The organism is Streptomyces sp. NPDC020422 (assembly GCF_044386705.1).
In the GTDB taxonomy this organism is placed as follows: Bacteria; Actinomycetota; Actinomycetes; order Streptomycetales; family Streptomycetaceae; genus Streptomyces.
This window is the reverse complement of record NZ_JBIRVJ010000003.1, coordinates 635273-662093: the sequence shown is the minus strand read 5'-3', so window position 1 is coordinate 662093 and position 26821 is coordinate 635273. Positions and strand designations below refer to the sequence as shown.

General features: G+C 71.7%; 26 protein-coding genes. 13 read left to right on the top strand and 13 right to left on the bottom strand.

The genetic code is table 11. The features are described from left to right. Positions 1-289: 289 nt before the first annotated feature. Complete coding sequence (locus ACH414_RS10445) at positions 290-769, top strand: phosphatase PAP2 family protein (protein ID WP_382547906.1); 480 nt, start codon at positions 290-292, stop codon at positions 767-769. Here the strand turns inward: ACH414_RS10445 and ACH414_RS10440 are convergent. From ACH414_RS10440 to ACH414_RS10405, 8 genes are all read right to left on the bottom strand, one after another. Further along, positions 757-2559, bottom strand: coding sequence for a chitinase (locus ACH414_RS10440; protein WP_382547908.1), 1803 nt, complete (start codon positions 2557-2559; stop codon positions 757-759). The two genes, ACH414_RS10445 and ACH414_RS10440, sit on opposite strands and share 13 nt — an antisense overlap. Positions 2560-2656: 97 nt before the next feature. Further along, positions 2657-3136, bottom strand: a complete 480-nt coding sequence (locus tag ACH414_RS10435) for a hypothetical protein (protein WP_382547910.1) — start codon at positions 3134-3136, stop codon at positions 2657-2659. Positions 3137-3258: 122 nt separating this feature from the next. Beyond that, entirely contained in the window at positions 3259-4677 is a 1419-nt protein-coding gene (locus ACH414_RS10430) for an NAD(P)/FAD-dependent oxidoreductase (protein ID WP_382547912.1), read from the bottom strand. A gap of 36 nt (positions 4678-4713) precedes the next feature. Continuing rightward, positions 4714-5508 (bottom strand): ABC transporter permease, encoded by a 795-nt coding sequence (locus tag ACH414_RS10425; RefSeq protein WP_382547914.1) that lies wholly within the window; start codon positions 5506-5508, stop codon positions 4714-4716. Beyond that, positions 5508-6434 (bottom strand): ABC transporter permease, encoded by a 927-nt coding sequence (locus tag ACH414_RS10420; RefSeq protein WP_382547916.1) that lies wholly within the window; start codon positions 6432-6434, stop codon positions 5508-5510. The genes ACH414_RS10425 and ACH414_RS10420 overlap by 1 nt, the downstream gene beginning before the upstream one ends. Continuing rightward, complete coding sequence (locus tag ACH414_RS10415; RefSeq protein ID WP_391770271.1) at positions 6431-7600, bottom strand: ABC transporter ATP-binding protein; 1170 nt, start codon at positions 7598-7600, stop codon at positions 6431-6433. The genes ACH414_RS10420 and ACH414_RS10415 overlap by 4 nt, the downstream gene beginning before the upstream one ends. Before the next feature lie 43 nt (positions 7601-7643). Continuing rightward, on the bottom strand, positions 7644-8891 hold the full coding sequence (locus ACH414_RS10410; protein WP_386569979.1) for a spermidine/putrescine ABC transporter substrate-binding protein: 1248 nt from the start codon (positions 8889-8891) through the stop codon (positions 7644-7646). A gap of 49 nt (positions 8892-8940) precedes the next feature. Further along, on the bottom strand, positions 8941-10455 hold the full coding sequence (locus ACH414_RS10405) for a gamma-aminobutyraldehyde dehydrogenase (protein ID WP_386569977.1): 1515 nt from the start codon (positions 10453-10455) through the stop codon (positions 8941-8943). A 175-nt stretch (positions 10456-10630) separates the two neighbouring features. Here ACH414_RS10405 and ACH414_RS10400 point away from each other — a divergent pair, with 175 nt between their 5' ends. Then, positions 10631-11173 (top strand): NADAR family protein, encoded by a 543-nt coding sequence (locus tag ACH414_RS10400; protein WP_398941465.1) that lies wholly within the window; start codon positions 10631-10633, stop codon positions 11171-11173. 45 nt (positions 11174-11218) lie between these two features. On the opposite strand, the gene ACH414_RS10395 is transcribed toward ACH414_RS10400, so the two are convergent. After that, positions 11219-11836 (bottom strand): DUF4190 domain-containing protein, encoded by a 618-nt coding sequence (locus tag ACH414_RS10395; RefSeq protein ID WP_382547926.1) that lies wholly within the window; start codon positions 11834-11836, stop codon positions 11219-11221. Positions 11837-11912: 76 nt separating this feature from the next. Between ACH414_RS10395 and ACH414_RS10390 the strand changes: the two genes are divergently transcribed. From ACH414_RS10390 to ACH414_RS10365, 6 genes are all read left to right on the top strand, one after another. Continuing rightward, on the top strand, positions 11913-12938 hold the full coding sequence (locus tag ACH414_RS10390) for an adenosine deaminase (protein WP_382547928.1): 1026 nt from the start codon (positions 11913-11915) through the stop codon (positions 12936-12938). 19 nt (positions 12939-12957) lie between these two features. Next, a complete protein-coding gene (locus ACH414_RS10385) occupies positions 12958-13647 on the top strand; it encodes a glycerophosphodiester phosphodiesterase (protein WP_382547930.1) in 690 nt (229 codons plus the stop codon). Then, positions 13644-14423 carry an SAM-dependent methyltransferase gene (locus tag ACH414_RS10380; RefSeq protein ID WP_382547932.1) on the top strand — a complete coding sequence of 260 codons (780 nt, stop codon included), beginning with the start codon at positions 13644-13646 and terminating at the stop codon, positions 14421-14423. Before ACH414_RS10385 ends, ACH414_RS10380 begins: the two co-directional genes overlap by 4 nt. A gap of 128 nt (positions 14424-14551) precedes the next feature. Next, positions 14552-15592, top strand: coding sequence for a sensor histidine kinase (locus ACH414_RS10375; protein ID WP_398941518.1), 1041 nt, complete (start codon positions 14552-14554; stop codon positions 15590-15592). Next, complete coding sequence (locus ACH414_RS10370; protein ID WP_382547934.1) at positions 15589-16278, top strand: response regulator; 690 nt, start codon at positions 15589-15591, stop codon at positions 16276-16278. Before ACH414_RS10375 ends, ACH414_RS10370 begins: the two co-directional genes overlap by 4 nt. Before the next feature lie 121 nt (positions 16279-16399). Continuing rightward, positions 16400-17575 (top strand): serine hydrolase domain-containing protein, encoded by a 1176-nt coding sequence (locus ACH414_RS10365; RefSeq protein ID WP_398941464.1) that lies wholly within the window; start codon positions 16400-16402, stop codon positions 17573-17575. Here ACH414_RS10365 and ACH414_RS10360 read toward each other — a convergent pair. The 4 genes from ACH414_RS10360 to ACH414_RS10345 all read right to left on the bottom strand — a co-directional run bounded on the left by ACH414_RS10360 (position 17541) and on the right by ACH414_RS10345 (position 21434). After that, the gene (locus ACH414_RS10360; RefSeq protein ID WP_386569972.1) at positions 17541-18095 is read right to left on the bottom strand and encodes a hypothetical protein; all 555 of its coding nucleotides are present in this window, start codon (positions 18093-18095) and stop codon (positions 17541-17543) included. The genes ACH414_RS10365 and ACH414_RS10360 overlap by 35 nt on opposite strands. A 30-nt stretch (positions 18096-18125) precedes the next feature. Continuing rightward, a complete protein-coding gene (locus ACH414_RS10355) occupies positions 18126-18671 on the bottom strand; it encodes an HXXEE domain-containing protein (protein WP_391770285.1) in 546 nt (181 codons plus the stop codon). Positions 18672-18682: 11 nt separating this feature from the next. After that, positions 18683-19858, bottom strand: a complete 1176-nt coding sequence (locus tag ACH414_RS10350) for a spermidine/putrescine ABC transporter substrate-binding protein (protein WP_386569970.1) — start codon at positions 19856-19858, stop codon at positions 18683-18685. Positions 19859-19997: 139 nt separating this feature from the next. Beyond that, a complete protein-coding gene (locus ACH414_RS10345; RefSeq protein WP_382547942.1) occupies positions 19998-21434 on the bottom strand; it encodes a gamma-aminobutyraldehyde dehydrogenase in 1437 nt (478 codons plus the stop codon). A 194-nt stretch (positions 21435-21628) separates the two neighbouring features. Between ACH414_RS10345 and ACH414_RS10340 the strand changes: the two genes are divergently transcribed. The 5 genes from ACH414_RS10340 to ACH414_RS10320 all read left to right on the top strand — a co-directional run bounded on the left by ACH414_RS10340 (position 21629) and on the right by ACH414_RS10320 (position 26784). Next, positions 21629-22135: an Lrp/AsnC family transcriptional regulator gene (locus ACH414_RS10340; RefSeq protein ID WP_132918998.1), complete on the top strand. Its 507-nt coding sequence runs from the start codon at positions 21629-21631 to the stop codon at positions 22133-22135. After that, positions 22120-23499 carry an aspartate aminotransferase family protein gene (locus ACH414_RS10335; protein ID WP_382547944.1) on the top strand — a complete coding sequence of 460 codons (1380 nt, stop codon included), beginning with the start codon at positions 22120-22122 and terminating at the stop codon, positions 23497-23499. Before ACH414_RS10340 ends, ACH414_RS10335 begins: the two co-directional genes overlap by 16 nt. Before the next feature lie 247 nt (positions 23500-23746). Continuing rightward, positions 23747-24475, top strand: coding sequence for an ABC transporter ATP-binding protein (locus ACH414_RS10330; RefSeq protein ID WP_382547946.1), 729 nt, complete (start codon positions 23747-23749; stop codon positions 24473-24475). Beyond that, the gene (locus ACH414_RS10325; protein ID WP_398941460.1) at positions 24457-25533 is read left to right on the top strand and encodes a hypothetical protein; all 1077 of its coding nucleotides are present in this window, start codon (positions 24457-24459) and stop codon (positions 25531-25533) included. The genes ACH414_RS10330 and ACH414_RS10325 overlap by 19 nt, the downstream gene beginning before the upstream one ends. A 141-nt stretch (positions 25534-25674) precedes the next feature. Next, the gene (locus tag ACH414_RS10320) at positions 25675-26784 is read left to right on the top strand and encodes a Rossmann fold nucleotide-binding protein (protein WP_382547950.1); all 1110 of its coding nucleotides are present in this window, start codon (positions 25675-25677) and stop codon (positions 26782-26784) included. Positions 26785-26821: the final 37 nt, after the last annotated feature.

Genomic DNA, 26821 nt, shown 5'->3' with positions numbered 1-26821 from the left:
TGTCGGTCCCCCTTTTCGTGCCGTACGGTTTCTGCAGATGAGAGAAACACCCCGGGCGGAGCCTCCCCAGCCCCGCCCACACCGTGCCCTCGCGCACACCGCTGGAGCCCTGGGCTCCGGAACTCCTCACCGATCGGATGGCCGCCCGCCCCACACCCCCCGGGGCGCGCGGCAGCCCGGTCAAGGCGACCGCCCCGGAACCACCCCCCCTGTTCCGGGGCGGTCGGCTGCCTTCTGGGCCCTTGTCGCCCTCGCCCTCACCACCTGGCAGGTGGTGGTCCGCGGCCCGTTGGCCCGTCTCGACGAACGCCTCTCCCGCGCCCTGGTGGACACCGTCCCGCGCGGTCTGAGCGAGGCCGCCTCCGATCTGGGAGGGCCCCTGGTCGCCCTTCCGGTGCTTCTCGCCGCCATGGCGTACGCGTACGCGCGGGGGCGCCGCGCCGCCGCCCTCTTCGCGGGGCTCGCCATGGCCGCCGTACCGCTGCTGGTGGTCCCCCTGAAGGAGTGGACCGCCCGGCCGGGCCCGCTGGAGCCCTGGGCGCACGGCTACTACCCCTCGGGGCACACGGCCACCGCCCTGGTCGCCTACTTCGGCGCGGCCTTCCTGGTGTCCCGGCGCCTGGTGCCCGTCGCCGCCGTGCTCACGGCGGTGACGGGCACCGGGCTGGTCCTGCGGGGCTACCACTGGCCCCTGGACGTGCTGGCCAGCTGCTGCCTCGGCGTGCTGATCCTGTTCGCCGCCTCGGGCGGGCCGCGTCAGGGGAAGTAGGCGTCGAAGTTCCGGCTGAACTCGCCCTGGTTGTAGCGGTCCCAGTTGATCGACCAGGTCATCAGGCCGCGCAGGGCCGGCCAGCTGCCGTGGGTCTGGTACGTGCCGCAGTTCTGCTTCTTCGTCAGGCAGTCCAGGGCCTTGTTCACCTCGGCCGGGGCGGTGTACCCGTTGCCGGCCTGGGTGGAGGCGGGCAGACCGATGGCGACCTGCTCGGGGCGGAGGGCCGGGAAGACGCGGGAGGTGTCGCCGGCCACGGGGAAGCCCGTCAGGAGCATGTCGGTCATCGCGATGTGGAAGTCCGCGCCGCCCATCGAGTGGTACTGGTTGTCGAGGCCCATGATCGAGCCCGAGTTGTAGTCCTGGACGTGCAGCAGGGTGAGGTCGTCGCGCAGGGCGTGGATGACCGGGAGGTACGCGCCGGCGCGCGGGTCCTGGCCGCCCCAGGGGCCGGAGCCGTAGTACTGGTAGCCGAGCTGGACGAAGAAGGTCTCGGGGGCCATCGTCAGGACGAAGCCGGCGCCGTATCTGGCCTTCAGCGCCTTCACCGCCGAGATCAGGTTGACGATGACCGGGCTGGTCGGGTTGCGGAAGTCGGTGTCGCCGGTCTGGAGCGACAGGGAGTGGCCCTCGAAGTCGATGTCGAGGCCGTCGAGTCCGTACTCGTCGATGATCTTCGAGACGGAGGAGACGAAGGTGTCGCGGGCGGCGGTGGTGGCGAGCTGGACCTGGCCGTTCTGGCCGCCGATGGAGATCAGGACCTTCTTGCCCGCGGCCTGCTTGGCCTTGATGGCGGCCTTGAAGTCGGCGACGGACTCCACGTTCGGGCACGCGGTCGCGGGGCAGAGGCTGAAGCGGATGTCGCCCGAGGTCACCGAGGTCGGCTCGCCGAAGGCGAGGTTGATGACGTCCCAGGAGTCGGGGACGTCGGCCATCCGGGTGTAGCCGGAGCCGTTGGCGAAGCTCGCGTGGAGGTAGCCGACGAGCGCGTGGGCGGGCAGGGTCCCGCCGGGGTTGCCGCCGCCCCCGCTGGTGGTCGTCCCGGTCACGGCGGTGGACTTCGCCGACTCCCCGGCGCTGTTGGCCGCCGAGACCTGGAAGGTGTACGAGGTGGCGGCGGCCAGGCCGGTCGCCGTGTACGAGGTGCCGGTGACGGTCGCGAGCGGGGCGCCGTCCTTGTGGACCTTGTAGCTCGTGGCGCCCGCCACCGCCGGCCAGCTCAGCGTGACGGAGGAGGAGGTCGCGGAGCCCGCGGTCAGGCCGGTCGGGGTCGCGGGGACCTGGACCGGGTCGCCGCCCGGGCCGAGGAGGGACAGGTCGTCGGCGAGGTAGGCGCCGGTGCCGTACCAGCCGTGGGTGTAGATCGTGACCGAGGTGGTCGAGGCGCCGGTGGTGAAGCTGGTGGCGAGGCGCTGCCAGTCGGGGGCCGACTGGGTCCAGGTGGAGACGTCGGTGGTGCCGGTGCCGGAGGCGCCGAGGTAGACGTAGCTGCCGCGGACCCAGCCGCTGAGCGCGTAGGTGGAGTTCGGCTTCACGGTGACGGTCTGGGAGCACCGGGCGTTGTCGCTGCCCGCGGGGGTCGCCTGGAGGGCCTTCGTCCCGCCGTGCACGGGCGACGGGACGACGGCTCCGCTGCCCGCCGTACAGCTCCAGCCGTCCAGGCCGGACTCGAAGCCGCCGTTGCGGGCGAGCTCGGTGTCGGCGGCGTGGGCCAGGGGGGTGAGCGCCACGAGTCCGCCGGCGGCGAGGGCGCCCGCGAGGAGCAGGGTGAGAGGTCTGGAGCGGTCCACAACTGCCTCCGGGAGTGGGGGGAATCGAGGTGGAGCGCGCCACAGCATGGTCCAGACCAATTGAGTGGTCAAGACCTCTGTTCGGCATGACGGTGCCTCAGACTCCCTCGATCTCCCCTTTTCCGCGCGCCAGTTGGCCGGCCGCCTCGTGCATGGCCAGTTCGAGCAGGGTGGCGTCCGTGAGCGTGCCCGAGGCGTCCGGCGCCACCAGCCAGCGCACCCCGCCGGCCGCGCGCCCGGGATACGGGACGACGATCCAGGTGCCGCTGCCCGCGCCGCGCACCCCGGTGCCGAGCCAGCGGGCGGCGGTCCCCGGCGGCACGAAGAAGCCCATCCGGGCGTCGCCGAAGTCCGCCAGGACCGGCCCGGGCCGGTCCACCAGCCGGGTCAGCACGTCGAGCGTCGGATAGCCGAGCTCGGCCGGCAGGATCAGCACGTCCCAGCGCCTGCCGGCGGGCAGCAGCGCGACCCCGTGCGGGTTGCGCTCCCACTCCCACCGGCAGGCGTCGGGATCGGGTGCGACCGAGGCCAGCCACTCCACGGCCGTCCTGGCGTCCGAAGCCCCCGAACCAGTCATCGCAACGGTCTCCTCTCCACAGGGACCCGCCGGTCGCGGTGTCCACACGGAGAGAGGGGGCTGCCTCGCGGTTATGACGCGGGTTTCCTACCCGCTGGTTGTGAGCTGCGTCACAGGTTCCGTCAGCTGTCGAAGCCCAGGCCCAGCTTGTCCATCGTCTTCAGCCACAGGTTCCGCCGGCCGCCGTTCTCGTCGGCCCGGGCCAGCGACCACTTGGTCAGCCCGATGCCGGCCCAGGCGATCGGCTCCGGCGGGAACGGCAGCGGCTTGGAGCGGACCATCTCCAGCTGCGTCCGCTCGGTCCGCTCACCCGCCAGCAGGTCCAGCATCACGTCCGCGCCGAAGCGCGTCGCGCCCACGCCGAGGCCGGTGTAGCCCTGCGCGTACGCCACCTTGCCCTGGTGCGAGGTGCCGAAGAAGGCCGAGAAGCGCGAGCAGGTGTCGATGGCTCCGCCCCAGGCGTGGCTGAAGCGCAGGCCCTCCAGCTGCGGGAAGCAGGTGAAGAAGTGCCCGGCGAGCTTCAGATACGTCTCCGGGCGGTGGTCCATCTCGGCGGTCACCTTGCCGCCGAAGGGGTACACCGCGTCGTAGCCGCCCCACAGGATGCGGTTGTCCGCGGTGATCCGGAAGTAGTGGAACTGGTTGGCGCTGTCGCCGAGGCCCTGCCGGTTCTTCCAGCCGATGGAGGCCAGCTGCGCGTCCGAGAGCGGCTCGGTCATCAGCGCGTAGTCGTAGACCGGGACCGTGTAGTGCCGCAGCCGCTTGACCAGCGAGGGGAAGACGTTGGTGCCGAGGGCGACCCGGCGGGCCGCGACCCGGCCGTAGGGCGTGCGCACGGCCATGCCGCCGCCCGCCGACACCAGGTCGAGCGCCGGGGTGTTCTCGAAGATCCGCACGCCCAGGTCGAGACAGGCCCGCTTGAGGCCCCAGGCCAGCTTCGCCGGGTGGAGCATGGCGACCCCGCGGCGGTCCCACAGACCGCCCTGGAAGGTCGGCGAGTCGACCTCGGCCCGGACCGCGTCGCGGTCCAGGAACTCCATGCCGTCCGCGAGACCGAGCCGGTCGGCCTCCTCGTACAGCTCGTGGAGCTCGTCCAGCTGGTAGGCCTCGGTGGCCACGTCGATCTCGCCGGTGCGCTCGAAGTCGCAGTCCAGGGAGTAGCGGGCGACGGCCTCCTCGATGGCGTCGAGGTTCCGCTCGCCCAGCCGCTCCAGGGTGGCGAGCTCGCCCGGCCAGCGGGCGAGCCCGTTGCCCAGGCCGTGGGTGAGGGAGGCGGCGCAGAAACCGCCGTTGCGGCCCGAGGCGGCCCAGCCCACCTCGCGGCCTTCGATGAGCACGACATCCCGGGAGGGGTCGCGCTCCTTGGCGAGGAGCGCGGTCCACAGTCCGCTGTAGCCGCCGCCCACGACGAGCAGGTCGCACCGCTCGGTGCCGGTGAGGGCGGGGACGGCTCCGGGCTTGCCGGGGTCTTCCAGCCAGAAGGGGACGGGCTGGGCGTCGGAGAGAGATTGTGCAGCGAGACGCATGGCGACTGGGGCCATGGTTTCCAACTCCTTCGGTGCCTGACCGACGGTCGGTCAGGCTGTTGCTGTTTTCTTGCGCCGGCTTGTGACGATCTGTCCGGCCACTACCACCAGGACCGCGATGACGAACATCGCCGTACCGATGACGTTGATCTGGACGGGCGTACCGCGCTGCGCCGAGCCCCAGACGAACATGGGGAAGGTCACGGTGGAGCCCGCGTTGAAGTTGGTGATGATGAAGTCGTCGAACGAGAGCGCGAAGGCGAGCAGGGCGCCGGCCGCGATGCCGGGAGCGGCGATCGGCAGCGTCACCCGCAGGAAGGTCTGCACCGGTCCGGCGTAGAGGTCGCGCGCTGCCTCCTCAAGACGCGGGTCCATGGACATCACACGCGCCTTGACCGCCGTCACGACGAACGACAGGCAGAACATGATGTGGGCGATCAGGACCGTCCAGAAGCCCAGCTCGGCCCCCATGTTGAGGAAGAGCGTGAGCAGCGAGGCGGCCATGACGACCTCGGGCATCGCCATCGGCAGGAAGATCAGCGAGTTGATCGCGCCGCGCGCCCGGAAGCGGTAGCGGACGAGCGCGAACGCGATCATCGTGCCGAGCACGACCGCGCCGACCGTCGCCCAGGCGGCGAGCTGGAGCGAGAGCGAGAGGGACTCGCACATGTCCGCGACGCCGCAGGGGTCCTTCCAGGCGTCCAGGGAGAACTGCTGCCACGCGTAGTTGAAGCGCCCGTTCGGCTTGTTGAACGAGAACACCATCACGACGACGTTCGGCAGGATCATGTACGCGAGCGTGAGCAGACCCGCGATGACGACGAGGTGCTGTCGGATCCAACGCATCAGACCAGGTCCTCCGTTCCCGCCCGGCGGATGTAGACGGTGACCATGAGCAGCACGATCGCCATGAGGATGAAGGACAGCGCGGCGGCCGTCGGATAGTCGAGGACCCGCAGGAACTGCGACTGGATGACGTTGCCGACCATCTTGGTGTCGGTCGAGCCGAGCAGCTCGGCGTTGACGTAGTCACCGCTCGCCGGGATGAAGGTGAGCAGCGTGCCGGAGACGACACCCGGCATGGACAGCGGGAACGTCACCTTGCGGAAGGTGGTCGCCGGGGAGGCGTAGAGGTCCTGGGCGGCCTCGTGCAGCCGCCCGTCGATCCGCTCCAGCGAGGTGTACAGCGGCAGGATCATGAAGGGGAGGAAGTTGTACGTCAGACCGCACACCACCGCCATCGGCGTGGCGAGCACCCGGCTGCCCTCGGTCCAGCCGAGCCAGCTGGTGACGTCGAGGACGTGCAGGGCGTTGAGGGCGTCCACGACGAGGCTGTCGTCCGCGAGGATCGTCTTCCAGGCCAGCGTCCGGATGAGGAAGCTGGTGAAGAACGGCGCGATGACGAGGACCAGCAGGACGTTGCGCCAGCGGCCGGCCTTGAAGGCGATCAGATACGCCAGCGGGTAGCCGAGCAGCAGACAGAGCAGGGTCGCGGTGCCCGCGTACAGCAGCGAGCGGACGAACTGCGGCCAGTACTCCTGGAAGGCGTCCCAGTAGGTCTGGAAGTGCCAGGTGACCTCGAAGCCCTTCTCCAGGGAGCCGGTCTGCACCGAGGTGGAGGCCTGGTAGACCATCGGCAGCGCGAAGAAGACCAGCAGCCAGACGATGCCGGGCAGCAGCAGCCAGTACGGGACGAGCCGCTTGCGGGTGGAGGGCTTGCGGAGGGCCGGCTCCTCCAGGGGCCCGGTCTCCTTGACGAGGGTGGCGCTCATGCGGCGTCCCCCACCGTCTCCACGCCGGCGTCGATGTCCTGGGCGGCGTCGAGGCCGAAGGTGTGGGCCGGGTTCCAGTGCAGGACGACCTCGGCGCCGGGGGCCAGGCGGGCGTCCCTCTCGATGTTCTGCTCGTAGACCTGGAGCTCCGCGCCGGCCGGCGAGTTCACCACGTACTGGGTGGAGACGCCGATGAACGAGGAGTCGACGATCCGGCCGGTGACCCGGTTGCGGCCGTCGGCGATCTGCCCCGCGTCGTCGGCGTGGGTCAGCGAGATCTTCTCCGGGCGCACGCCGACCAGCACCTTGCCGCCGCTGCGGACGGCGTCCGTACAGCGGTCGCCGGGGACGCGGAGCTTGGCGCCGCCGGCGGTGGCGAGGACGTCCGCGCCGCCGGCCTCGAGGACCTCCGCCTCGATGAGGTTGGAGGTGCCGAGGAAGTTGGCGACGAAGGTGGTCCGCGGGTTCTCGTACAGCTCGGCGGGGGCGCCGAGCTGCTCGACACGGCCGCCGTTCATCACCGCGACCTGGTCGGCCATGGTCATGGCCTCCTCCTGGTCGTGCGTGACGTGCACGAAGGTGATGCCGACCTCGGTCTGGATGCGCTTCAGCTCCAGCTGCATCTGCCGGCGCAGCTTGAGGTCGAGCGCGCCGAGCGGCTCGTCGAGCAGGAGCACCTGCGGGTGGTTGATGAGCGCGCGGGCCACGGCGACGCGCTGCTGCTGGCCGCCGGAGAGCTGGTGCGGCTTCTTGTGGGCGTGCTCGCCGAGCTGCACGAGCTCGATCATCTCGTCCACCTGCGGCTTCACCGACTTGATGCCGCGCCGGCGCAGACCGAAGGCGATGTTCTCGAAGATGTTCATGTGCGGGAAGAGCGCGTAGGACTGGAAGACCGTGTTCACCGGCCGTTTGTACGGCTGGAGGTCGGTCACGTCCCGGTCGCCGAGGAAGACGGTGCCCGTGGTGGGGTCCTCCAGGCCGGCGATCATGCGCAGCGTGGTCGTCTTGCCGCAGCCGGAGGCGCCGAGGAGCGCGAAGAACGAGCCCTGCGGGATCGTCAGGTCGAGCGGGTGGACGGCCTGGAAGGAGCCGTAGGACTTGCTGATGCCGGAGAGACGGACGTCGCCGCCGGTGTTCTTTTCGGTGTGAGCAGTCTTGTCAGTCATGGGTTGCGGTCCCGGAAGGTCGTAAGGAAGGGGGCGGCGGCTGTCAGGCACCGATGAGCTTGGCGAACTTCTCCTCGTACGCGGTCTCCTCCGCGCTGCTCAGCGAGCGGAACGCGTGCGACTTCCGGGCCATCGCCTTGTCGGGGACGATCAGCGTGTTGTTCGCGAGCTCCGGGTCGATCTTGGCGAGCTCGTCCTTCACCCCGTCGACCGGGCAGACGTAGTTGATGTACGCGGCCAGCTGCGCGGCGACCGGAAGCTCGTAGTAGTAGTCGATGAGCTTCTCGGCGTTGGTCTTGTGCCGGGCCTGCGCCGGGACGAGCAGGTTGTCGCTGGAGGTGATGTAGCCGGCCGAGGGGATCGCGAACTTGATGTCCGGGTTGTCCGCCTGGAGCTGGATGACGTCACCGGCCCAGGCGAGACAGGCCGCCAGGTCGCCCTTGTCGAGGTCGGAGGTGTAGTCGTTGCCGGTGAAGCGGCGGATCTGCTTCTTGTCGACGCCCTTCTGGAGGCGCCCGACGGCCGCGTCGAAGTCGGCGTCGGTGAACTTCCCCGGGTCCTTGCCCATGTCGATGAGGGTCATGCCGACCGAGTCGCGCATCTCGGTGAGGAAGCCGACCCGGCCCTTGAGCGCCGGGTCGTCGAGCAGCTGGCTGACCGAGTCGACCTTCCGGCCGCCGGTCGCCTTGGAGTTGTACGCGATGACGGTCGAGATGCCCGTCCAGGGGTACGAGTAGGCCCGGCCCGGGTCCCAGTCGGGGCGCCGGAACTGCGGGGAGAGGTTGGCGTACGCGTTGGGGAGGTTCGCGGCGTCCAGCTTCTGTGCCCAGCCGAGCCGGATGATGCGGGCGGCCAGCCAGTCGGTGACGCAGATCAGGTCGCGGCCGGTGTCCTGGCCGGCCGCGAGCTGCGGCTTGATCTTGCCGAAGAACTCGACGTTGTCGTTGATGTCCTCGGTGTACTTGACCTTGATGCCGGTCCGCCTGGCGAACGCCTCCAGCGACGGGCGGGACTTCTCGTCCTCGCTGACGTCCATGTACTCGGTCCAGTTGGAGAAGCTCAGCGTCTTCTCCTTGGCCGAGACGTCGATGGACGCCGGCCCCTGGCCCTCCCGCTTGGCCGGCGGGATGCCGCAGGCGGTCAGGCCCGCGAGACCGCCGACGGTGAGTGCGCCCACGCCTCCGGCGCGCAGCACGGAGCGGCGGGTGAGCGCGCCCCGGCCGCTCGTGAGGCTGCGCCGCATCGCAGCGATCTGCGCCGCGGAGAGGCTGTCGGGCTGGTACTGCTCCATGCGCTGTGCCCTTTCGGGATGGGTTGGCCGCTGGTCCGGCGGCTGACTGCTATCGGTCCCCGAAGATCGTGCGGTGCCAGTCCTTGGCCGCCACCGCGGTGTTGTCGTACATCACGTGCTTGACCTGCGTGTACTCCTCGAAGGAGTACGCCGACATGTCCTTTCCGAAGCCGGAGGCCTTGTAGCCGCCGTGGGGCATCTCGCTGATGATCGGGATGTGGTCGTTGACCCACACACAGCCCGCCTTGATCTCGCGGGTGGCCCGGTTGGCCCGGTAGACGTCGCGGCTCCAGGCGGAGGCCGCGAGGCCGTACGGGGTGTCGTTGGCGAGCCGGATGCCCTCGTCGTCGCTGTCGAAGGGCAGGGCCACCAGGACCGGGCCGAAGATCTCCGACTGCACGACCTCGCTGTCCTGTGCCGCGCCGGTGATCAGGGTGGGGCGATAGTACGCCCCGTCCTTCAGGTCGCCCCCGGGGGCTTCGCCGCCGGTGACGACGGTGGCGTAGCCGCGGGCGCGCTCGACGAAGCCGGCCACCCGGTCGCGCTGGGCGTGGCTGATGAGCGGCCCGAGGTCGGTCGAGGGGTCGAACGGGTCGCCGAGCCGCACCGTCTCCATGAGCTCGGCGACTCGGGCGACGAAGGCGTCGAACAGCGGCCGCTGCACATAGGCGCGGGTGGCCGCGGTGCAGTCCTGCCCGCTGTTGATGAGCGAGGCGGCGACGGCGCCGTGGGCGGCGGCCTCCAGGTCGGCGTCGTCGAAGACGACGAAGGGGGCCTTGCCGCCCAGCTCCAGGTGGAGCCGCTTGACGGTGGCGGTGGCGATCTCGGCGACGCGCTTGCCGACCGGGGTGGAGCCGGTGAAGGAGGTCATCACCACGTCGGGGTGGCCGACCAGGTGCTCGCCCACGGTGCGGCCGGCGCCGGTGACGACGTTGACGACTCCGTCGGGGATCCCGGCCTCGGTGGCCGCCTGCGCGAACATCAGCGAGGTCAGCGGGGTGAGCTCGGCCGGCTTGAGGACGATGGTGTTGCCCGCCGCGATCGCCGGGAGGATCTTCCAGGCCGCCATCTGGAGCGGGTAGTTCCAGGGGGCGATGGAACCGACCACGCCGATGGGCTCGCGCCGTACGTAGGAGGTGTGGTCGCCGTCGTACTCGGCGGCCGACTGGCCCTGGAGGTGACGGGCCGCGCCGGCGAAGAAGGCCGTGTTGTCGACCGTGCCGGGGACGTCGAACTCGGTGGTCAGCTTGATGGGCTTGCCGCACTGGAGCGACTCGACGGCGGCGATGTCCGCCGCCCGCTCGGCCAGGATGCCGGCGAAGCGGTGCAGGGCCTCGGCGCGCTCGCCCGGGGTGGCACCGGCCCAGCCGGGGAAGGCCGCCTTCGCGGCGGCGACGGCCTCGTCGACGTCGGCCGTGGAGGCCAGCGTGTAGGTGTAGACGCTCTCGCCCGTCGCCGGGTCGATGACGCTGTGCTCCTCACCCGAGGTCCCGGGGCGGAGCCGCCCCCCGATGTACTGCGCGCCGTCCGCGAAACGGTCCGACACCTGGAAGCGGTTGCCCATGACGCTCTCCGTTGTTCCCGCTCGAATTGAGTGCCGATCCTGACAGAGGAGATCGGGTGCAACAAGTGATTCCGTTGTTGCCTTTTGGTTACGCGACGGAATCGGTCGACCATGTGTCGAGAGCGGCCGGAAATTGCCGTACGGAGTGTCCGTGGCGGGTGGGAAGGTGGCGTGCATGAAGGATCTTGAGGGGCTGATCGACCAGGTCAGACGAGGTGGGAGGGTCAAGTGGCTGCACTTCTGGGGCCACCGCCCGCGGCCGGACGGCGAGCTGTCGGCGAGCTGCCTGAGCCAGTGGTGGCCGTCGCCCTTCGTGGTGGACGGCGTGCGCTACGCGACGGCGGAGCACTGGATGATGGCCGCGAAGGCGAGGCTGTTCGGGGACCCGGAGGCCGAGGCCGCGGCGCTGGCGGCGCCCACGCCCGCGCAGGCGAAGAACGCCGGACGCCTGGTCCGCGGCTTCGACGAGACGGTCTGGGAGCGCGAGCGGTTCGGCATCGTCACGGCCGGCAGCGTCCACAAGTTCGGCGCCGACGAGGCGCTCAGGGCGTTCCTGGTCGGAACGGGCTCGCGCGTCCTGGTGGAGGCGAGCCCGCTGGACCGCGTCTGGGGCATCGGCCTGGCCGCGGACGACCCGCGGGCCCGGGACCCGCGGCGCTGGCGCGGGCTCAATCTGCTGGGCTTCGCGCTGATGGAGGCGCGGGAGCGGCTGCGCTGACGGGGGCCCGGCCGGGGCCGCGGCTCCGACCGGGCTCCGGCGGTCCTAGCGGGCCGCGGTGTCCACGACGAGCGAGGTCGCGAACGGGTCCTCGTCCGAGTCGCTCTGGGACTCGCCCTCGACGATGGCCCAGATGATGAACGCGAGGAACACCGCGCTCACCAGGGTGCCGATCGAGCCGAGCACCACACCGGCGATGGCCATGCCCCGGTTGGTCGCCTCGCCCCGGTTCGCCTTCTTCAGGCCGATGATGCCGAAGACCAGCGCCAGGATGCCCAGGACGATCCCCAGGCCGTACATGCAGAAGCCGGCGACCGCGATGATGCCGAGCACCATCGAGGTGACGCCCATCCCGTTGGACGGGGACTGCTGCCAGCCCGGCTGCCCGTACCCCGCGCCGTAGCTCGGGTACGGCGAGGCCGGCGGGTAGCCGTAGGACGGCGCGGCCGGCGCCGGGGCCGGCGGAGCCGTCGGGTAGCCGAACGCGCCGCCCGGGGCGACCGGCGGCGGCGGGACCTCGTTGCCCGGCATCGAGATCACGGTGTTCTGGTCGTGGACCGGCGGCGTCGCCGGGGTCGCCGGGGTCGCCGGCTTGCTCAGCTCGACGCCGTCCTGGTTGGGCGGAGCCCACGGGTCCACCGGCTGGTCGCTGTTCTCGGACATTGGGCCTCCCCCATCGTGGTCACGCCATGCTACGACCTCGCCCTTCGGGGGAAGGGGCCCGGCCTACCATGACCCGATGACCGACCTGCATTCCTTCATCGCCGGGCTCCCCAAGGCCGAGCTGCACGTCCACCACGTCGGCTCTGCCTCGCCGCGGATCGTCGCCGAGCTGGCGGCCCGCCACCCGGACTCCAAGGTCCCGACCGACCCGGAGGCCCTGAGCGACTACTTCGTCTTCACCGACTTCGCGCACTTCATCGACGTGTACCTGTCGGTGGTGGACCTGGTGCGCACGCCCGAGGACGTCCGGCTGCTGACCTACGAGGTCGCCCGGGACATGGCCCGGCAGAACATCCGCTACGCCGAGCTGACCATCACCCCGTACAGCTCCACCCGCCGCGGCATCGACGAGCACGCCTTCATGGCGGCCATCGAGGACGCCCGCAAGGCCGCCGAGAACGAGCTCGGCGTGATCCTGCGCTGGTGCTTCGACATCCCCGGCGAGGCCGGCCTCGAGGCGGCCGAGGAGACCGCGCGGCTCGCCGTCGAGCTGCGGCCCGAGGGCCTGGTCGCCTTCGGCCTCGGCGGCCCGGAGATCGGTGTGCCGCGCCCGCAGTTCAAGCCGTACTTCGACCGGGCCCGCGCGGCCGGGCTGCACTCGGTGCCGCACGCCGGCGAGACCACCGGGCCCCAGACGGTCTGGGACGCCCTGACCGAGCTGGGCGCCGAGCGCATCGGCCACGGCACCAGCTCGGTGCAGGACCCGGAGCTCCTGAAGCACCTGGCCGAGCACCGGATCGCCCTGGAGGTCTGCCCGACGTCCAACATCGCCACCCGTGCCGTGGAGCGTCTGGAGGACCACCCCATCCGGCAGATGGTGGACGCCGGCGTGCTCGTCACGATCAACAGCGACGACCCGCCGATGTTCGGCACCGACCTCAACAACGAGTACGCCGTCGCCGCCCGCCTGCTGGGCCTGGACGAGCGCGGTGTCGCGGCCCTCGCCAAGAACGCGGTCGAGGCCTCGTTCCTGGACGAGGCCGGCAAGGCCCGGATCGTCCAGGAGATCGACACGTACACGGAGCAGTGGCTGGCGCGCTGAGCGCCGGGAGAATGGGGTCATGGACCCCGTCACTGTCGTAGGCCACCGCGGCGACCCCTACCGCGTCCGCGAGAACACCGTCCCGTCGATCGTCTCGGCGATCGACCGGGGCGCGGACGCCGTGGAGGTCGACGTGCGGCTCACCAAGGACGGCGTGCCCGTCCTGCTCCACGACGACACCCTCAAGCGGCTCTGGAAGGTCGAGCGCCCGCTGTCCTCGCTGACGGTCGGCAACCTCGAGGAGCTCACCCAGGGCCGGGTGCCGACGCTGCGCGAGGCGCTGATCGCCGCCGGGGCGCACCGGCTGATGCTCGATCTGCCGGGGGGCGACGAGCGCTCGGTGCGCACGGTCGTCGGCACGGTCCGCGAGTGCGGGGCGGGCGAGCGCGTGTACTACTGCGCCGGGGCCGTCGCCATGCTCCAGGTGCGCGCCGCCGACCCGGCCGCGGAGATCGCCCTGACCTGGAACACGCTGGTCCCGCCGCGTCGGGCGCTGCTCGAAGCGGTGCGCCCGCGGTGGCTCAACTACCGCTTCGGCCTGGCGAGTCGGGAGCTGGTGGCGCGGGTGCACAAGGACGGCCTGCTGGTCTCCACCTGGACCGCGGACACCGCCTGGACCATGCGTAAGCTGATCCGCAACGGGGTGGATTCGATCACCACCAACCGGGTCGACACCCTCGCCGCCGTACTGCGAAAGGCCCGTGCATGAACGACAGGATCCGCACCGACATCGCGCACAACGCCCGTGTGTGGAACTACTGGCTCGGCGGCAAGGACAACTATCCGGTGGACCGGGCGGTCGGCGACCAGGTCACGTCCTTCCATCCGAGCATCGGCGCGGTGGCCCGGGCGGACCGGGCGTTCCTCGGGCGGGCGGTGACCCTGCTCGCGGCGGAGGCGGGGACGCGCCAGTTCCTCGACGTCGGTACGGGGCTGCCGACGGCCGACAACACCCACGAGGTCGCGCAGCGGGTGGCGCCGGAGTCCCGGGTGGTCTACGTCGACAACGACCCGATCGTCCTGACGCACGCGCGGGCGCTGCTGACCAGCTCGCCCGAGGGCCTGACCGAGTACGTGGACGCGGACGCCCACGACCCGGAGCGGATCCTGGCGGCGGCCGCCGGGACGCTGGACTTCTCGCGGCCGGTCGCGGTGCTGATGCTGGGCATCCTCAACTTCGTCCTGGACACCGACGAGGCCCGGTCGATCGTGCGCACGCTGATGGCGCCGCTGCCGTCCGGCAGTCATCTCGTGCTGACCCATCCGACCTTCGACGCGGAGGTGGGCGGCGAGGGGAACATCGCGGCGATGGAGTTCTGGAACGCCAACGCCACCCCGCCGATCACCGCGCGCGGCCGGGCGGAGTTCGCCTCCTTCCTGGACGGTCTCGAACTGCTCGAGCCGGGGATCGTGTCCTGCGCGCAGTGGCGTGCGCCGGGGGCGGCGGCGGTCGCGCAGTACGGAGCGGTGGGCCGCAAGCCGTAATGGGGGCAGGGGGGACACGGGGGTTGCGCGCGCTGCGCGGGGTTCGGGAGGTCCAGGGGCTGCGGGACTGGGCCGCCGCCCATCCGTGGGCGGTGGACATCGGTCTGGCGCTGCTGGTGCAGGCGGCGATGACGATGCCGTTCGTGGTGCCGCGCCCGCCCGAACTGGAGCCGGCGACCTGGCCGGCGTACGGGCTGACGACGCTCACCGTGCTGCCGCTGGTGTGGCGGCGGCGGGCGCCGATGACGGTGCTGTTCGCGCTGCTGGCGGCCGGCGCCCTGTACAAGCTGGCGCTCGAAGGCCCCGGGCAGCCGCTGCCGTACCCGGGGCTGGTCAGCGTCTACACGGTCGCCGTGCTCTCGCCGCCGTGGAAGCGGCTGGTGACGGCGCTGCTGCTGCTCGTCGCGGTGCCGGTGTCGGTGTGGCTCAACACCCAGTCGGCGCGTGAACTGACCTTCTCGCTCTTCGTGTTCGGCGCCGCCTGTGTCTTCGGGCGGCTGACGGACGCCCGGCAGCGGGCCCACCGGGTCGAGGCCGAGCAGGCCGCCGCCCGGGAACGGTCCCGGATCGCCCGGGAGATGCACGACATCCTGTCGCACGCGGTGAGCCTGATGATCGTGCAGGCCGAGGCGGGACCGCTGGCGGTGCGCAGGGCGCCCGAGCGGGCCGAGGCCGCGTTCGAGGCGATCTCGGAGACCGGGCGCGACGCGATGGCCCAGCTGCGCGGGATGCTGGGCGTGCTGCGCGACGAGGGCGGTTCCGCCGCGCCGCGGGACCCGCAGCCGGGCGTCGACCGGCTGCCGGAGCTCGTCGAGCGGGTGCGGGGCGGCGGCATCGAGGTGCGGTACGCGACGGAGGGCACCGTGCGGCCGCTGCCCGCGGCGACCGGGGCGACGGTCTTCCGGATCGTTCAGGAGGCGCTCACCAACGTGGTCAAGCACGCGGAGGCCGGCTCGGTGTCGGTGCGGCTCGGCTACCGCGGCGACGAGGTGGAGGTCCGGGTGACGGACGACGGGCGCGGCCCGCGGCCCGGTGGTTCCGGGGGGCACGGCCTGGTCGGGGTCCGCGAGCGGGCCGCCGCCCACGGCGGCAGGGCCTCGGCCGGGCCGGGCCCGGACGGGCGTGGTTTCGAGCTGCGGGCGGTGCTCCCGCTGGAGGTGCGCGGATGACGCTGCGCGTGGTGGTGGCGGACGACCAGGAGCTGGTGCGCAGCGGCTTCTCGCTGATCCTGGACGTGCAGGAGGACATCGAGGTGGTCGCGGAGGTCGGGGACGGCGCCGCGGCGGTGGAGGCGGTGCGGCGGCTGCGGCCCGATGTGGCGCTGCTCGACATCCGGATGCCCCGGATGGACGGGATCGAGGCGTGCCGGCTGATCAGCGCGGAGTCGGAGTGCCGGACGGTGATCCTGACGACCTTCGACTCGGACGAGTACGTGTACGAGGCGCTGCACGCGGGCGCGAGCGGCTTCCTCCTGAAGGACGTGCGCCGGGACGACCTGGTGCACGCGGTCCGGGTGGTGGCGGCGGGCGAGGCGCTGCTCGCCCCCTCGGTGGCCCGGCGCCTGGTGGAGCAGTACACGGCGGCGGGTCCGCGCCGGGCCGGGACGCCCGCCGACGCGCGCCTCGACGTGCTGACGGGGCGGGAGCGGGAGACGCTGCTGCTGCTCGCGCGGGGGCTGTCCAACGCGGAGATCGCGGCGGAGCTGGTGGTGAGCGACCACACGGTGAAGACGCACGTGGGCAATGTGCTGGCGAAGCTGGGGCTGCGGGACCGGATCCAGGCGGTGATCTGCGCGTACGAGACGGGGCTCGTGGCGGCCGGGCCTCCCCCGGGCGGGGGAGCTTTCCGGGGGTGACTCCCCCGGCCGGGTGAGGAAAGCCGGCCGCGCGAACCGCCGGTGCGGGCGATCCGGGGAACGCGCCTGGTCAGCAGGATGGAGCCATCCCGAACGACGGCTCACACCCACGGAGTTGACCATGAAGCGCACGACCCGCACCCTGCTCGCCGCCGCCCTCGTCCTGGGTGTCGCGGCGGGCCCCTCGGTCCTGTCGAGCGCCGCCGCCCCGGTGCCGGCGGCGGCCGCCGAGCCGGGTGCGCAGCGGAGCCCGGACCTGAGCGCGGTGATCGCCGGGCTGCCCTCGAAGGACGCGACGGCGGCGCTGGTGAGGGTCGGCGGCACGGAGGGCGCCTGGCAGGGCGGCGCGGGCGTGCACGACCTGCGGACGAACCGGCCGGCCGATCCGGGGGGCCGCTTCCGGGCCGGCTCGGTGACCAAGGTGTTCACGGCCGCGGTCGCGCTGCAGCTGGCGGGCGAGGGCCGGATCGACCTGGACCGCTCGGCCCGTTCGTATCTGCCGGAGCTGATCCCCGCCGCGTACGCCGGTGTCACGGTGCGCCAGTTGCTGAACCACACGCACGGGATCCCGGCGGCCGAGATGCCCGGCGAGACGGTCGAGGAGTGGTGCGCGAACCGCTTCGTGGCGCACGACCCTCGGGACATGGTCCGCTCGGCGACCGCGCGGCCGCGCGAGTTCGCCCCGGGTGAGAAGCAGCACTATCTGAACATCGGCTACACGATCGCCGGTCTGATCATCGAGCGCGTCACGGGCGACTCGTACGCGCACCAGGTGGGCACGCGCGTGCTGCGCCCGCTCGGTCTGCGCGACACCTTCTTCCCCGGCGCGAACCCGCGCATCGAGGGGCGCCACAACCACGGCTACCAGACCATGCGGCTGGACGACGGCACGACCGGGCTGCGGGACGTGTCCGTCTGGGGCGCCACGGACGGCTTCGCGGCCGGGGACCTGATCTCCACCACCGCGGACCTGGAGCGCTTCACCGACGCCCTGTTCGCGGGCCGGGTGGTGCGCGGGCCGCTCCTGGAGGAGATGTTCACGCTGCCGCAGGTGGCGGACCTCGGGACCGGGGACCCGGCCGCGTACTCCGTCGGTCTGTCGATGAAGAAGCTCGGCGGGCGGGAGGTGTGGGGCAAGACGGGCGGCCGCTGGGGCTACAACGCGGCCATCGCCTCGACCCGCCACGGCGAGCGGACCCTGGTCTACAGCGTCAACTCCACCGACGCCAAGGGCCAGGAGATGAACAAGGTGGCGCTGAACCTCATGCTGGCGACGTACGGGATGCCGTCGGCCTGAGGGCCGGTGCGGCTTCCAGGGCTTCCAGGCGCTTGATCATCCGGCGGACGACGAGCAGCGGGACGATGCCGAGGACCCCGAAGGACATGTCGATGACCGACCACCAGAAGGGGATGCCGCGGATCGGGCCGCAGACCAGGGCGAGCGGGATGATCCCGACACAGGCGATCATGCCGAACTCGACCACCCAGATGTTGCGGACCGGGTCGCGGTAGGGGCCGTAGAAGGCGACGGCGATGACGAGGTGGGCGAAGGCCAGCCAGTCGGTGCCGTAGAGCAGGTAGGGGGCGTCGGCGTCGGCTCCTTCGAGGCCGGTGCGGACGCGGGCGATCCACTCGGCGAGGCCGGGGAAGGCGTCGGCGAGGGGCGCCGCCCAGGAGTCGAGGGCGCCGTCGGCCAGGCGCAGTTCGGTGACGAGCGGGAACGCGGTGGCTCCGCTCAGCACCAGACAGACGATGAAGACGACAAGCCAGATGCGGATGCGCGTGGAGAGGGCTCTGGGCCCGTTCGTGTCGCTCATGGGGGCAGCGTACGCCCCTCATGAACACGTTCAAAAATGGGGGGCCAGCTTGCGCCCGACCGCGTGCGCGACGACGGTCGCCCCCGCCGCGATCGCGGTCCCGGCCACCACGTCCCTGGCCCGGGTGGGCCGCAGCACTCCCGCCCGCCGCAGCCGGCCGCGGGCCCACAGGGTGAAGGGAACGACCACGAGCGGCGAGGTCACCGAGCCGGGGGTCACCCCGCGCACGGCCGCCGCCTGGGCGAGATGCACCAGCCCGTGCAGCCCGAAGCCGTTCAAGGCGCCCTGGTAGAAGGCCGACCGGCCGCCCGACCGGCCGCCCGCGGCGGCGGCCGCGCCGACGATCGCGGCCATCACCGCCACCGCTGCCCGGAACTCGCGGTCGTCCACCGATCCGGCCGCCTTCCACACCGCCTCCGGCACCGCCGGGAAGCGCTCCCGCAGCCGGGGCAGGTTCTCCCGCATCCAGCGCGGCCCGCAGGCCACCTCCTCGGCGTCGTGCAGCGCCCAGGCGGCGAACAGGCCGTACGTGGCGAGGGCGTCCAGGGGTGCGTCTCTCGTGATCCGGTCCGTCATGCCCCGAGAACTCACAGCCCGACGATGGAGTTCCACCGCTTGGCGAACTCGGCGCGCTCCTCCGCGGAGATGTCCCGGGCGATGGCCAGCCGCGCCCGCATCGCGTCGTCCGGGAAGATCAGCGGGTCCTCGGCGAGCGCCGCGCGCTCCTCGTCGCCCGAGTCGGCGAGGACGTCGCGGGCCGCGGGGACCGGGCAGACGTAGTTGACCCAGGCGGCCAGCTCGGCGGCGACCTCGGGCTCGTAGTAGTAGTCGACGAGCCGCTCGGCGTTGGTCTTGTGCCGCGCCAGATTGGGGATCATCAGGGACTCGGCCCACAGCTCGGCGCCCTCCTCGGGCACCACGAACGCGATGTCCGGGTTGTCGGCCTGGAGCTGGATGACGTCGCCGGAGTACGCCTGGCAGGCGAGCACGTCGCCGGTGGACAGGTCCTTGATGTAGTCGTTGCCGGTGAAGCGCCGGATGTGCTTGCGCCGGACCAGGCCCTCCATCTGCTCGCACAGTCCGTGGAAGTCGTCCGCGGTCCAGCGGGTGACGTCGACGCCCCGGCCCTGCATGAGCAGCGCGAAGGACTCGTCGAGCCCGGAGAGCAGGGTGACCTTGCCGCGCAGGTCGTCGGCCCACAGCTCCTGGGTCGACCGGATCTCCCGCCCGAGCTTCCTGCGGTTGTACGCGATGCCGGTGATCCCGGACTGCCAGGGCACCGAGTGCAGCCGCCCCTCGTCGAAGGCGGGGCTGCGCAGCAGCGGGTCGAGGTGCCTGGCGACGTTGGGCTGCCGGGCCCGGTCCATCTCCTGGACCCAGCCGAGCCGTACGTAGCGGGCGGCCATCCAGTCGCTGATCACGACGAGGTCCCGGCCGGTCTCCTGGTGGTTCATCAGGGCCGGGCCGATCTTGCCGAAGAACTCGTCGTTGTCGTTGATCTCCTCCGTGTAGCGCACGGAGATCCCGGTCCGCTTCGCGAAGGCGTCCAGGGTCGGCCGCTTCCTGGCGTCCTCGTCGTCGGTGTCGATGTAGAGCGGCCAGTTCGCGAAGTGCAGCAACCGGTCCCGCGCGGACAGGTCGCGCCCGGCCCGGTCCTCCGGGTCGACATAGGCGGCGGGCACCCCGCAGCCGGCGAGGAGCGCGGCGGCGCCGGCACCGCCGATCCCCCGCAGCAGGGCGCGGCGGGACGGGTTCTGGCTCACGGGGACTCTCGCTGTCGCTGTCACCCGCCCAGCATCGTCGGCGCCCACGAACAGCGGCAATGGACGCTCCGTCGACCGGGACGGCGCGGCCCCGACACCTTGTCGATCAAGGTGCCGGGGCCGCGGGGGGCGAGGGGGATCAGCCCAGGGACGTCATCACGTGCTTGATGCGCGTGTAGTCGTCGAAGCCGTAGGCCGACAGGTCCTTGCCGTAGCCGGACTTCTTGAAGCCGCCGTGGGGCATCTCGGCGACCAGCGGGATGTGGGTGTTGATCCACACGCAGCCGAAGTCGAGGGCCTTGGACATGCGCATCGCGCGGGCGTGGTCCTTCGTCCAGACCGAGGAGGCCAGGGCGAACTCGACGCCGTTGGCGAACTCGAGCGCCTGGGCCTCGTCCGTGAAGGACTGGACCGTGATGACCGGGCCGAAGACCTCGTTCTGGATGATCTCGTCGTCCTGCTTGAGGCCGGAGACGACGGTCGGGGCGTAGAAGTAGCCCTTGTCGCCGACCCGGTGGCCGCCCGCCTCGACCTTGGCGTGCGCCGGCAGGCGGTCGATGAAGCCGCTGACCTGCTTCAGCTGGTTGGCGTTGTTCAGCGGGCCGTAGAGCACGTCCTCGTCGTCCGGCTGGCCGGTCTTGGTCTCGCTCGCGGCCTTGGCGAGGGCGGCGACGAACTCGTCGTGGATCGACTCGTGGACCAGGACGCGGGTGGCGGCCGTACAGTCCTGGCCGGCGTTGAAGAAGCCCGCGACGGAGATGTCGCCGACGGCCGCCTCGATGTCGGTGTCCTCGAAGACCACGACCGGGGCCTTGCCGCCCAGCTCCAGGTGGACGCGCTTGACGTCCTTGGCCGCCGACTCGGCGACCTGCATGCCGGCGCGGACCGAGCCGGTGATGGAGGCCATCGCCGGGGTCGGGTGCTCGACCATGGCCTTGCCGGTCTCGCGGTCGCCGCAGATGACGTTGAAGACGCCCTTGGGGACGATCTGGCCGATGATCTCGGCGATCAGGACGGTCGACGCGGGGGTGGTGTCCGAGGGCTTGAGGACGACCGTGTTGCCCGCGGCGAGGGCCGGGGCGAACTTCCACACGGCCATCATCATCGGGTAGTTCCACGGCGCGACCTGGGCGCAGACGCCGACCGGCTCGCGGCGGACGATCGAGGTCATGCCCTCCATGTACTCACCGGCCGAGCGGCCCTCGAGCATGCGGGCGGCACCGGCGAAGAAGCGGATCTGGTCCACCATCGGGGGGACCTCCTCGCTCGCGGTGAGGGCGGTGGGCTTGCCGGTGTTCTCGACCTCGGCGGCGATGAGGTCCTCGGCGCGCTCCTCGAAGGCGTCCGCGATCTTCAGCAGGACCTTCTGGCGCTCGGACGGCGTCGTGTCGCGCCAGGCGGGGAAGGCGGCCGCGGCGGCCTCCATGGCGGCGTCGACGTCGGCCTGGCCGGAAAGCGGGGAGGTGGCGTACACCTCACCCGTGGCGGGGTTGATCACGTCGATGGTGCGGCCGTCGGCCGCGTCGCGGAACTCCCCGTTGATGTAGTTGCGAAGCCGGCGCAGCTCGGTGGTCACTTGCCACCCCTCCTGTCACGTTCTGTCTCCGCACTCCGTCGTGCGGCGTCCCGCGTGGGCGGAACACCTCAGAGCCTAGTCGGTCGGCTGACGCTTTCAACAGGCCCGAGCCTCGCCAACTTCGGATTCCGTTAGATCATCGACCTCGAACAACGGATTTCATCACTTTGGGGTTGCAAGACCGACGAGGTTCGGTGCACAGTGAGGTCGTGGCCAGTCGAAGCACAGACTCCAGAACCGGAACCGGTTCGTCCCCGACGATCGATGCCGTCTCCCTGGCGATCATCGAGCAGCTCCAGGAGGACGGTCGCCGTCCCTACGCAGCCATCGGAAAGGCCGTCGGCCTCTCCGAAGCCGCCGTACGACAGCGCGTCCAGAAGCTGCTCGACCAGGGCGTCATGCAGATCGTCGCCGTCACCGACCCGCTCACCGTGGGCTTCAGGCGGCAGGCGATGGTCGGCATCAACGTCGAGGGTGACCTGGATCCGGTCGCGGAGGCGCTGACCGCCATGGCCGAATGCGAGTACGTGGTGATGACCGCGGGCTCCTTCGACCTCATGGTGGAGGTCGTCTGCGAGGACGACGACCACCTTCTGGATGTGATCAACAAGCGCATCCGCACCCTCCCCGGGGTGCGCTCCACCGAGAGCTTCGTCTACCTGAAGCTCAAGAAGCAGACCTATATGTGGGGAACCCGATAGCCGTGAGCCAGGACCTGTCCAAGACCGCCTACGACCACCTGTGGATGCACTTCACCCGCATGTCGTCGTACGAGAACAACCCCGTCCCCACCATCGTCCGCGGTGAGGGCACCTACATCTTCGACGACAAGGGCAAGCGCTACCTCGACGGCCTCGCCGGCCTGTTCGTGGTCAACGCCGGTCACGGCCGCAAGGAGCTGGCCGAGGTCGCGTACAAGCAGGCCCAGGAGCTCGCGTTCTTCCCCGTGTGGTCGTACGCGCACCCCAAGGCCGTCGAGCTCGCCGAGCGTCTGGCGGACTACGCCCCCGGCGACCTGAACAAGGTCTTCTTCACCACCGGTGGCGGCGAGGCCGTCGAGACCGCGTGGAAGCTCGCCAAGCAGTACTTCAAGCTGCAGGGCAAGCACACCAAGTACAAGGTCATCTCGCGTGCGGTCGCCTACCACGGCACCCCGCAGGGCGCCCTGTCCATCACCGGTCTGCCGGCCCTGAAGGCCCCCTTCGAGCCGCTGGTCCCCGGCGCGCACAAGGTGCCGAACACCAACATCTACCGCGCCCCGATCCACGGCGACGACCCCGAGGCCTTCGGCCGCTGGGCCGCCGACCAGATCGAGCAGCAGATCCTCTTCGAGGGCCCCGACACCGTCGCGGCCGTCTTCCTGGAGCCGGTGCAGAACGCCGGTGGCTGCTTCCCGCCGCCGCCCGGGTACTTCCAGCGCGTCCGCGAGATCTGCGACCAGTACGACGTGCTGCTCGTCTCCGACGAGACGATCTGCGCCTTCGGCCGCCTCGGCACGATGTTCGCCTGTGACAAGTTCGGCTACGTGCCCGACATGATCACCTGCGCCAAGGGCATGACCTCGGGCTACTCCCCGATCGGCGCCTGCATCGTCTCGGACCGCATCGCGGAGCCGTTCTACAAGGGCGACAACACCTTCCTGCACGGCTACACCTTCGGTGGTCACCCGGTGTCCTCCGCCGTGGCCCTGGCGAACCTCGACATCTTCGACAAGGAGGGCCTGAACCAGCACGTGCTGGACCAGGAGGGCAACTTCTTCTCGACGCTGCAGAAGCTGCACGACCTGCCGATCGTCGGCGACGTCCGCGGCAACGGCTTCTTCTACGGCATCGAGCTCGTCAAGGACAAGGCCACCAAGGAGTCCTTCAACGACGAGGAAGTGGAGCGCGTGCTCTACGGCTTCCTCTCGAAGGCGCTCTACGACAACGGCCTGTACTGCCGTGCCGACGACCGTGGCGACCCGGTCATCCAGCTGGCTCCGCCGCTGATCGCGGACCAGACCACGTTCGACGAGATCGAGCAGATCCTCCGGGCCACCCTCACCGAGGCCTGGTCGAAGCTGTAGATCTCGACGTGCGCCACGCCGCCCTCACGGCGTGACCCCGGCCCGGGCATGCGGCCATCCGAGTGGATGGCGGCGGCCCGGGCCGCGTGCTGTCCGTACAAACCGATCTGAATCCTTACGGTGCCGAGTGACGCCGCCGCCCGTCCACCAGGGCCCTCCGGGGACCCCAGTGACCGACAGGCCCGTCCCCTCGTTCCCCCGGACGGGGGAACGGACTCTGTTTGGCTTCGACATCGAGGTGTACGCGATGGCCCCACCGGACAACGACGTGCTCTGGGCGCGTTCCCTGCACTGCACCCTGGGCGGCACGGACGTCCTGACCGGCGTCTCCCTCGGCGTACGCGAAGGCGAGATCCTCGCCCTCGTCGGACCGCGCGGCAGCGGCAAGACCACCCTGATGCGCTGCCTCTCCGGCCAGACCGTCGCCCGGCAGGGCGAGGTCTGGTTCAACAGCGCCCCCGTGCACACCCTCGCCACCGCCCAGCGCGAACGGCTGCGGCGCGAGCGCTTCGGCTGGATCGACCCCGAGCCCGGGCTCGTCCCCGAACTCTCCGGCTGGGAAAACGCCGCCCTGCCCCTGCTGCTGCGCGGCATCTCCCACCGGGCCGCCAAGACCTGCGCCCTGGAATGGCTCGACCGCCTCGACGCCGGCGCAGCCGCCCGCAGACGCCCGAACGCCCTCACCCAGTCCCAGCGCCAGCGGATCGCCATCGCCCGCGCCCTCGTCACCACCCCCTCGGTGCTCTTCGCCGACGAGCCGACCGCCACCCTGCACCGGGCCGACGGCACCCAGGTGCTGCGCACCCTCGCCGCCGCGGCCCGCTCGCACGGGATCACCGTGCTGCTCGCGACCCACGACCCCGAGGTCGCCGCCCTCGCCGACCGCACGGTCGCGCTCCTCGACGGACGGCGCGTCGGCTCCGTACCGCCGGCCACCGGGGCGGAGGGCGTCACCGCGTGCTCGCTCTCCGTCTAGTCCGCGGCTCCCACCCCCTGGTCCAGCTCCGCCGCCTGCTCGTCGCCGCCGCCGCGGCGGGCGTCGGCTTCCTGCTGCTGTGCACCCTGGGCTACGCGGTAGGCCACCCGGACCGCTCCTCGGCCTCCCTGCTGCGCCTGCTGTGGTGCACGCTGCCGCTCGCCGCGACGGTGCAGTTCGCGGTGGCGGTGGCCAGGACCGACCCCAGCACCCGGCCCCGGCCGGGCCTCTCCGCGGTCGGCCTCGGCCCCGCCCGGCTCACCGCCGTCGCGGCGGCGTCCACCGCGGTCGCGTGCACCCTCGGCTCCATGGTCGCCCTCCTCTTCTACCTGCACCTGCGCGGCGACATCACCGGCCTGCCCTTCGACGGCGCGGCGGCCGAGCTGCTCGCCGCCGACCAGCCGATCCCGCTGGCGGCGGCGCTCACCCTGCTCGCGGTCCTGCCGGTGGTCGCGGCGACGGCCGCGGGCCTGGCCCTGCGCCCCCGCAAAGCCGCCGAGACCACCCCGCAGCCCTCGGGCCTCCCCTGGGGCGTGGCCCTGCTCGCGACCGGCCTCGCCCTGGAGACCTACGCGGGGCGGACCGGCAGCGGCGGCGTCCTCGCGGGCTGGATCCTCACCGCGGTGGGCCTGGCGATGGCGGGCCCGGGCCTCACCCACTGGTGCGGCCGGCTCCTCCAGATGGTCCGGCCCGGCGCGGTCCGCCTCCTGGCGGGCCGCGTCCTGATCTCCGAGTCCCGCCGCATCGGGCGCCCCCTGGGCGTGGTGTGCGCGGTCGGCTCGGGCGTCGTCGCCGCGCTGGCCCTGGGCGGCGGCATCGGCCCCCTGACCGGCCTGGGCGCCACCCTGGTCATCGCCTGCACGACGGCGACCCTCCTGACGGCGGCCTTGGAAGCCCGCCAGTCCCGCACGCTCACCACCGAGGCCCTCCTCCGCATCGGCGCCCCGCCGACGGTCCTGCGCACCGCGGCCCTCATGCGAGCGGCCGTCCTCCTGGCGGTGTTCGTCCCCTTGACCTGGACGGTGGGCGAACTGGCGGCGGTACCCCTGAGAGGCTGACCGCCTGCGCCGACGGCGCGCGGGCGGCACGGCAACACCCGCACACCGCTGCCGGCCCCGGCGCACGAGCGGCGCGGGCGGGGCCCCCGGGCCCGGCCGGAGGCCGGGCACCGGCCCGCGCCCGCCGCCTATCGTGGCCCCATGCCGACGCATCCGCACCAACGGGAGATCCACTCCCTCGCCGAGTTCGACGCCGCGCTCGGCGCGCACGGCTCCCTCACCTCGTACCGGATCCAGTCCGTCGACCTCACCGACCGCACCTTCGCCCTGCTCGCCGCCTCCACCGCCGACGCCGTCTTCCTGGGCTGCGCCATGCAGCCGGAGGCCGCCGCCAAGGTGCGGGCGGACGGCGCGCTGGTGTTCCCGCCGGTGCCGGACCTGCCGTTCCACCCGTACCGGGCACGGCTCTACTCCCCCGAGGAACTGTTCGAGGGCATCGCCACGCACCCGTACGAGGCGACCCCGGACGCCCGCGCGTACGCCTGGTTCCAGCGGACCAGGGAGGACGGCGACATCTTCTCCTCGATCCTGCGCTCCCTCCACGACGACGCCATCTCGGACGCGCTGGACGAGCACCTGACGGGCGCCCGGGTCGTCGGCGTGATGGGCGGACACCGGATGGGCCGGGGCACGGAGGCGTACGCGGGGGCGGCCCGGCTCGGGCGGTCGCTGGCGCGCGGGGGACTGACCGTCGCGACCGGCGGCGGACCCGGCGCGATGGAGGCGGCGAACCTGGGCGCGTACACCGCCCCGCTCGCCGACGCCGTCCTCGACGAGGCCCTGGAGCTGCTCGCCAAGGCGCCGTCGTTCACGCCCTCGGTCGCGGACTGGGCGCGGGCCGCCTTCGAGGTACGGGCCCGGTGGCCGCGCGGCGGCGACTCGGTCGGCATCCCCACCTGGTTCTACGGCCACGAGCCGCCGAACCCGTTCGCCGCCCGCATCGCCAAGTACTTCGCCAACGCGACCCGCGAGGACGGTCTGCTCGCCCGCTCGAACGCCGGGATCGTGTTCCTGCCGGGCGCGGCCGGCACGGTGCAGGAGATCTTCGACAACGCGACGCCGAACTACTACGCCCCGCCGAGCGGACCCACCCCGATGGTCCTGGTGGACCGCGCCCACTGGACCGAGCGCCTGCCGGCCTGGCCGCTGCTCGGCGCACTCGCGCAGGGGCGCCCGATGGCGGCCCGGATCGCGCTGGTCGACTCGGTCGACGAGGCCCCGGCGGCACTGGCCCGGCTGGCGGAGGCGTAGCACTCCCCACCGGCGCCCCGCCTCGACGCCCCGCGGA

Bases quoted from the DNA above. Each gene is read 5' to 3' on its own strand.
- ACH414_RS10420 (WP_382547916.1), bottom strand. From the start codon at position 6,434: ATGAGCGCCACCCTCGTCAAGGAGACCGGGCCCCTGGAGGAGCCGGCC.
- ACH414_RS10410 (WP_386569979.1), bottom strand. From the start codon at position 8,891: ATGGAGCAGTACCAGCCCGACAGCCTCTCCGCGGCGCAGATCGCTGCG.
- ACH414_RS10395 (WP_382547926.1), bottom strand. From the start codon at position 11,836: ATGTCCGAGAACAGCGACCAGCCGGTGGACCCGTGGGCTCCGCCCAAC.
- ACH414_RS10320 (WP_382547950.1), top strand. From the start codon at position 25,675: ATGCCGACGCATCCGCACCAACGGGAGATCCACTCCCTCGCCGAGTTC.
- ACH414_RS10400 (WP_398941465.1), top strand. From the start codon at position 10,631: ATGAAGGATCTTGAGGGGCTGATCGACCAGGTCAGACGAGGTGGGAGG.
- ACH414_RS10405 (WP_386569977.1), bottom strand. From the start codon at position 10,455: ATGGGCAACCGCTTCCAGGTGTCGGACCGTTTCGCGGACGGCGCGCAG.
- ACH414_RS10375 (WP_398941518.1), top strand. From the start codon at position 14,552: ATGACGATGCCGTTCGTGGTGCCGCGCCCGCCCGAACTGGAGCCGGCG.
- ACH414_RS10430 (WP_382547912.1), bottom strand. From the start codon at position 4,677: ATGGCCCCAGTCGCCATGCGTCTCGCTGCACAATCTCTCTCCGACGCC.
- ACH414_RS10360 (WP_386569972.1), bottom strand. From the start codon at position 18,095: ATGAGCGACACGAACGGGCCCAGAGCCCTCTCCACGCGCATCCGCATC.
- ACH414_RS10365 (WP_398941464.1), top strand. From the start codon at position 16,400: ATGAAGCGCACGACCCGCACCCTGCTCGCCGCCGCCCTCGTCCTGGGT.
- ACH414_RS10380 (WP_382547932.1), top strand. From the start codon at position 13,644: ATGAACGACAGGATCCGCACCGACATCGCGCACAACGCCCGTGTGTGG.
- ACH414_RS10425 (WP_382547914.1), bottom strand. From the start codon at position 5,508: ATGCGTTGGATCCGACAGCACCTCGTCGTCATCGCGGGTCTGCTCACG.
- ACH414_RS10385 (WP_382547930.1), top strand. From the start codon at position 12,958: ATGGACCCCGTCACTGTCGTAGGCCACCGCGGCGACCCCTACCGCGTC.
- ACH414_RS10435 (WP_382547910.1), bottom strand. From the start codon at position 3,136: ATGACTGGTTCGGGGGCTTCGGACGCCAGGACGGCCGTGGAGTGGCTG.
- ACH414_RS10390 (WP_382547928.1), top strand. From the start codon at position 11,913: ATGACCGACCTGCATTCCTTCATCGCCGGGCTCCCCAAGGCCGAGCTG.
- ACH414_RS10370 (WP_382547934.1), top strand. From the start codon at position 15,589: ATGACGCTGCGCGTGGTGGTGGCGGACGACCAGGAGCTGGTGCGCAGC.
- ACH414_RS10415 (WP_391770271.1), bottom strand. From the start codon at position 7,600: ATGACTGACAAGACTGCTCACACCGAAAAGAACACCGGCGGCGACGTC.
- ACH414_RS10330 (WP_382547946.1), top strand. From the start codon at position 23,747: ATGGCCCCACCGGACAACGACGTGCTCTGGGCGCGTTCCCTGCACTGC.
- ACH414_RS10355 (WP_391770285.1), bottom strand. From the start codon at position 18,671: ATGACGGACCGGATCACGAGAGACGCACCCCTGGACGCCCTCGCCACG.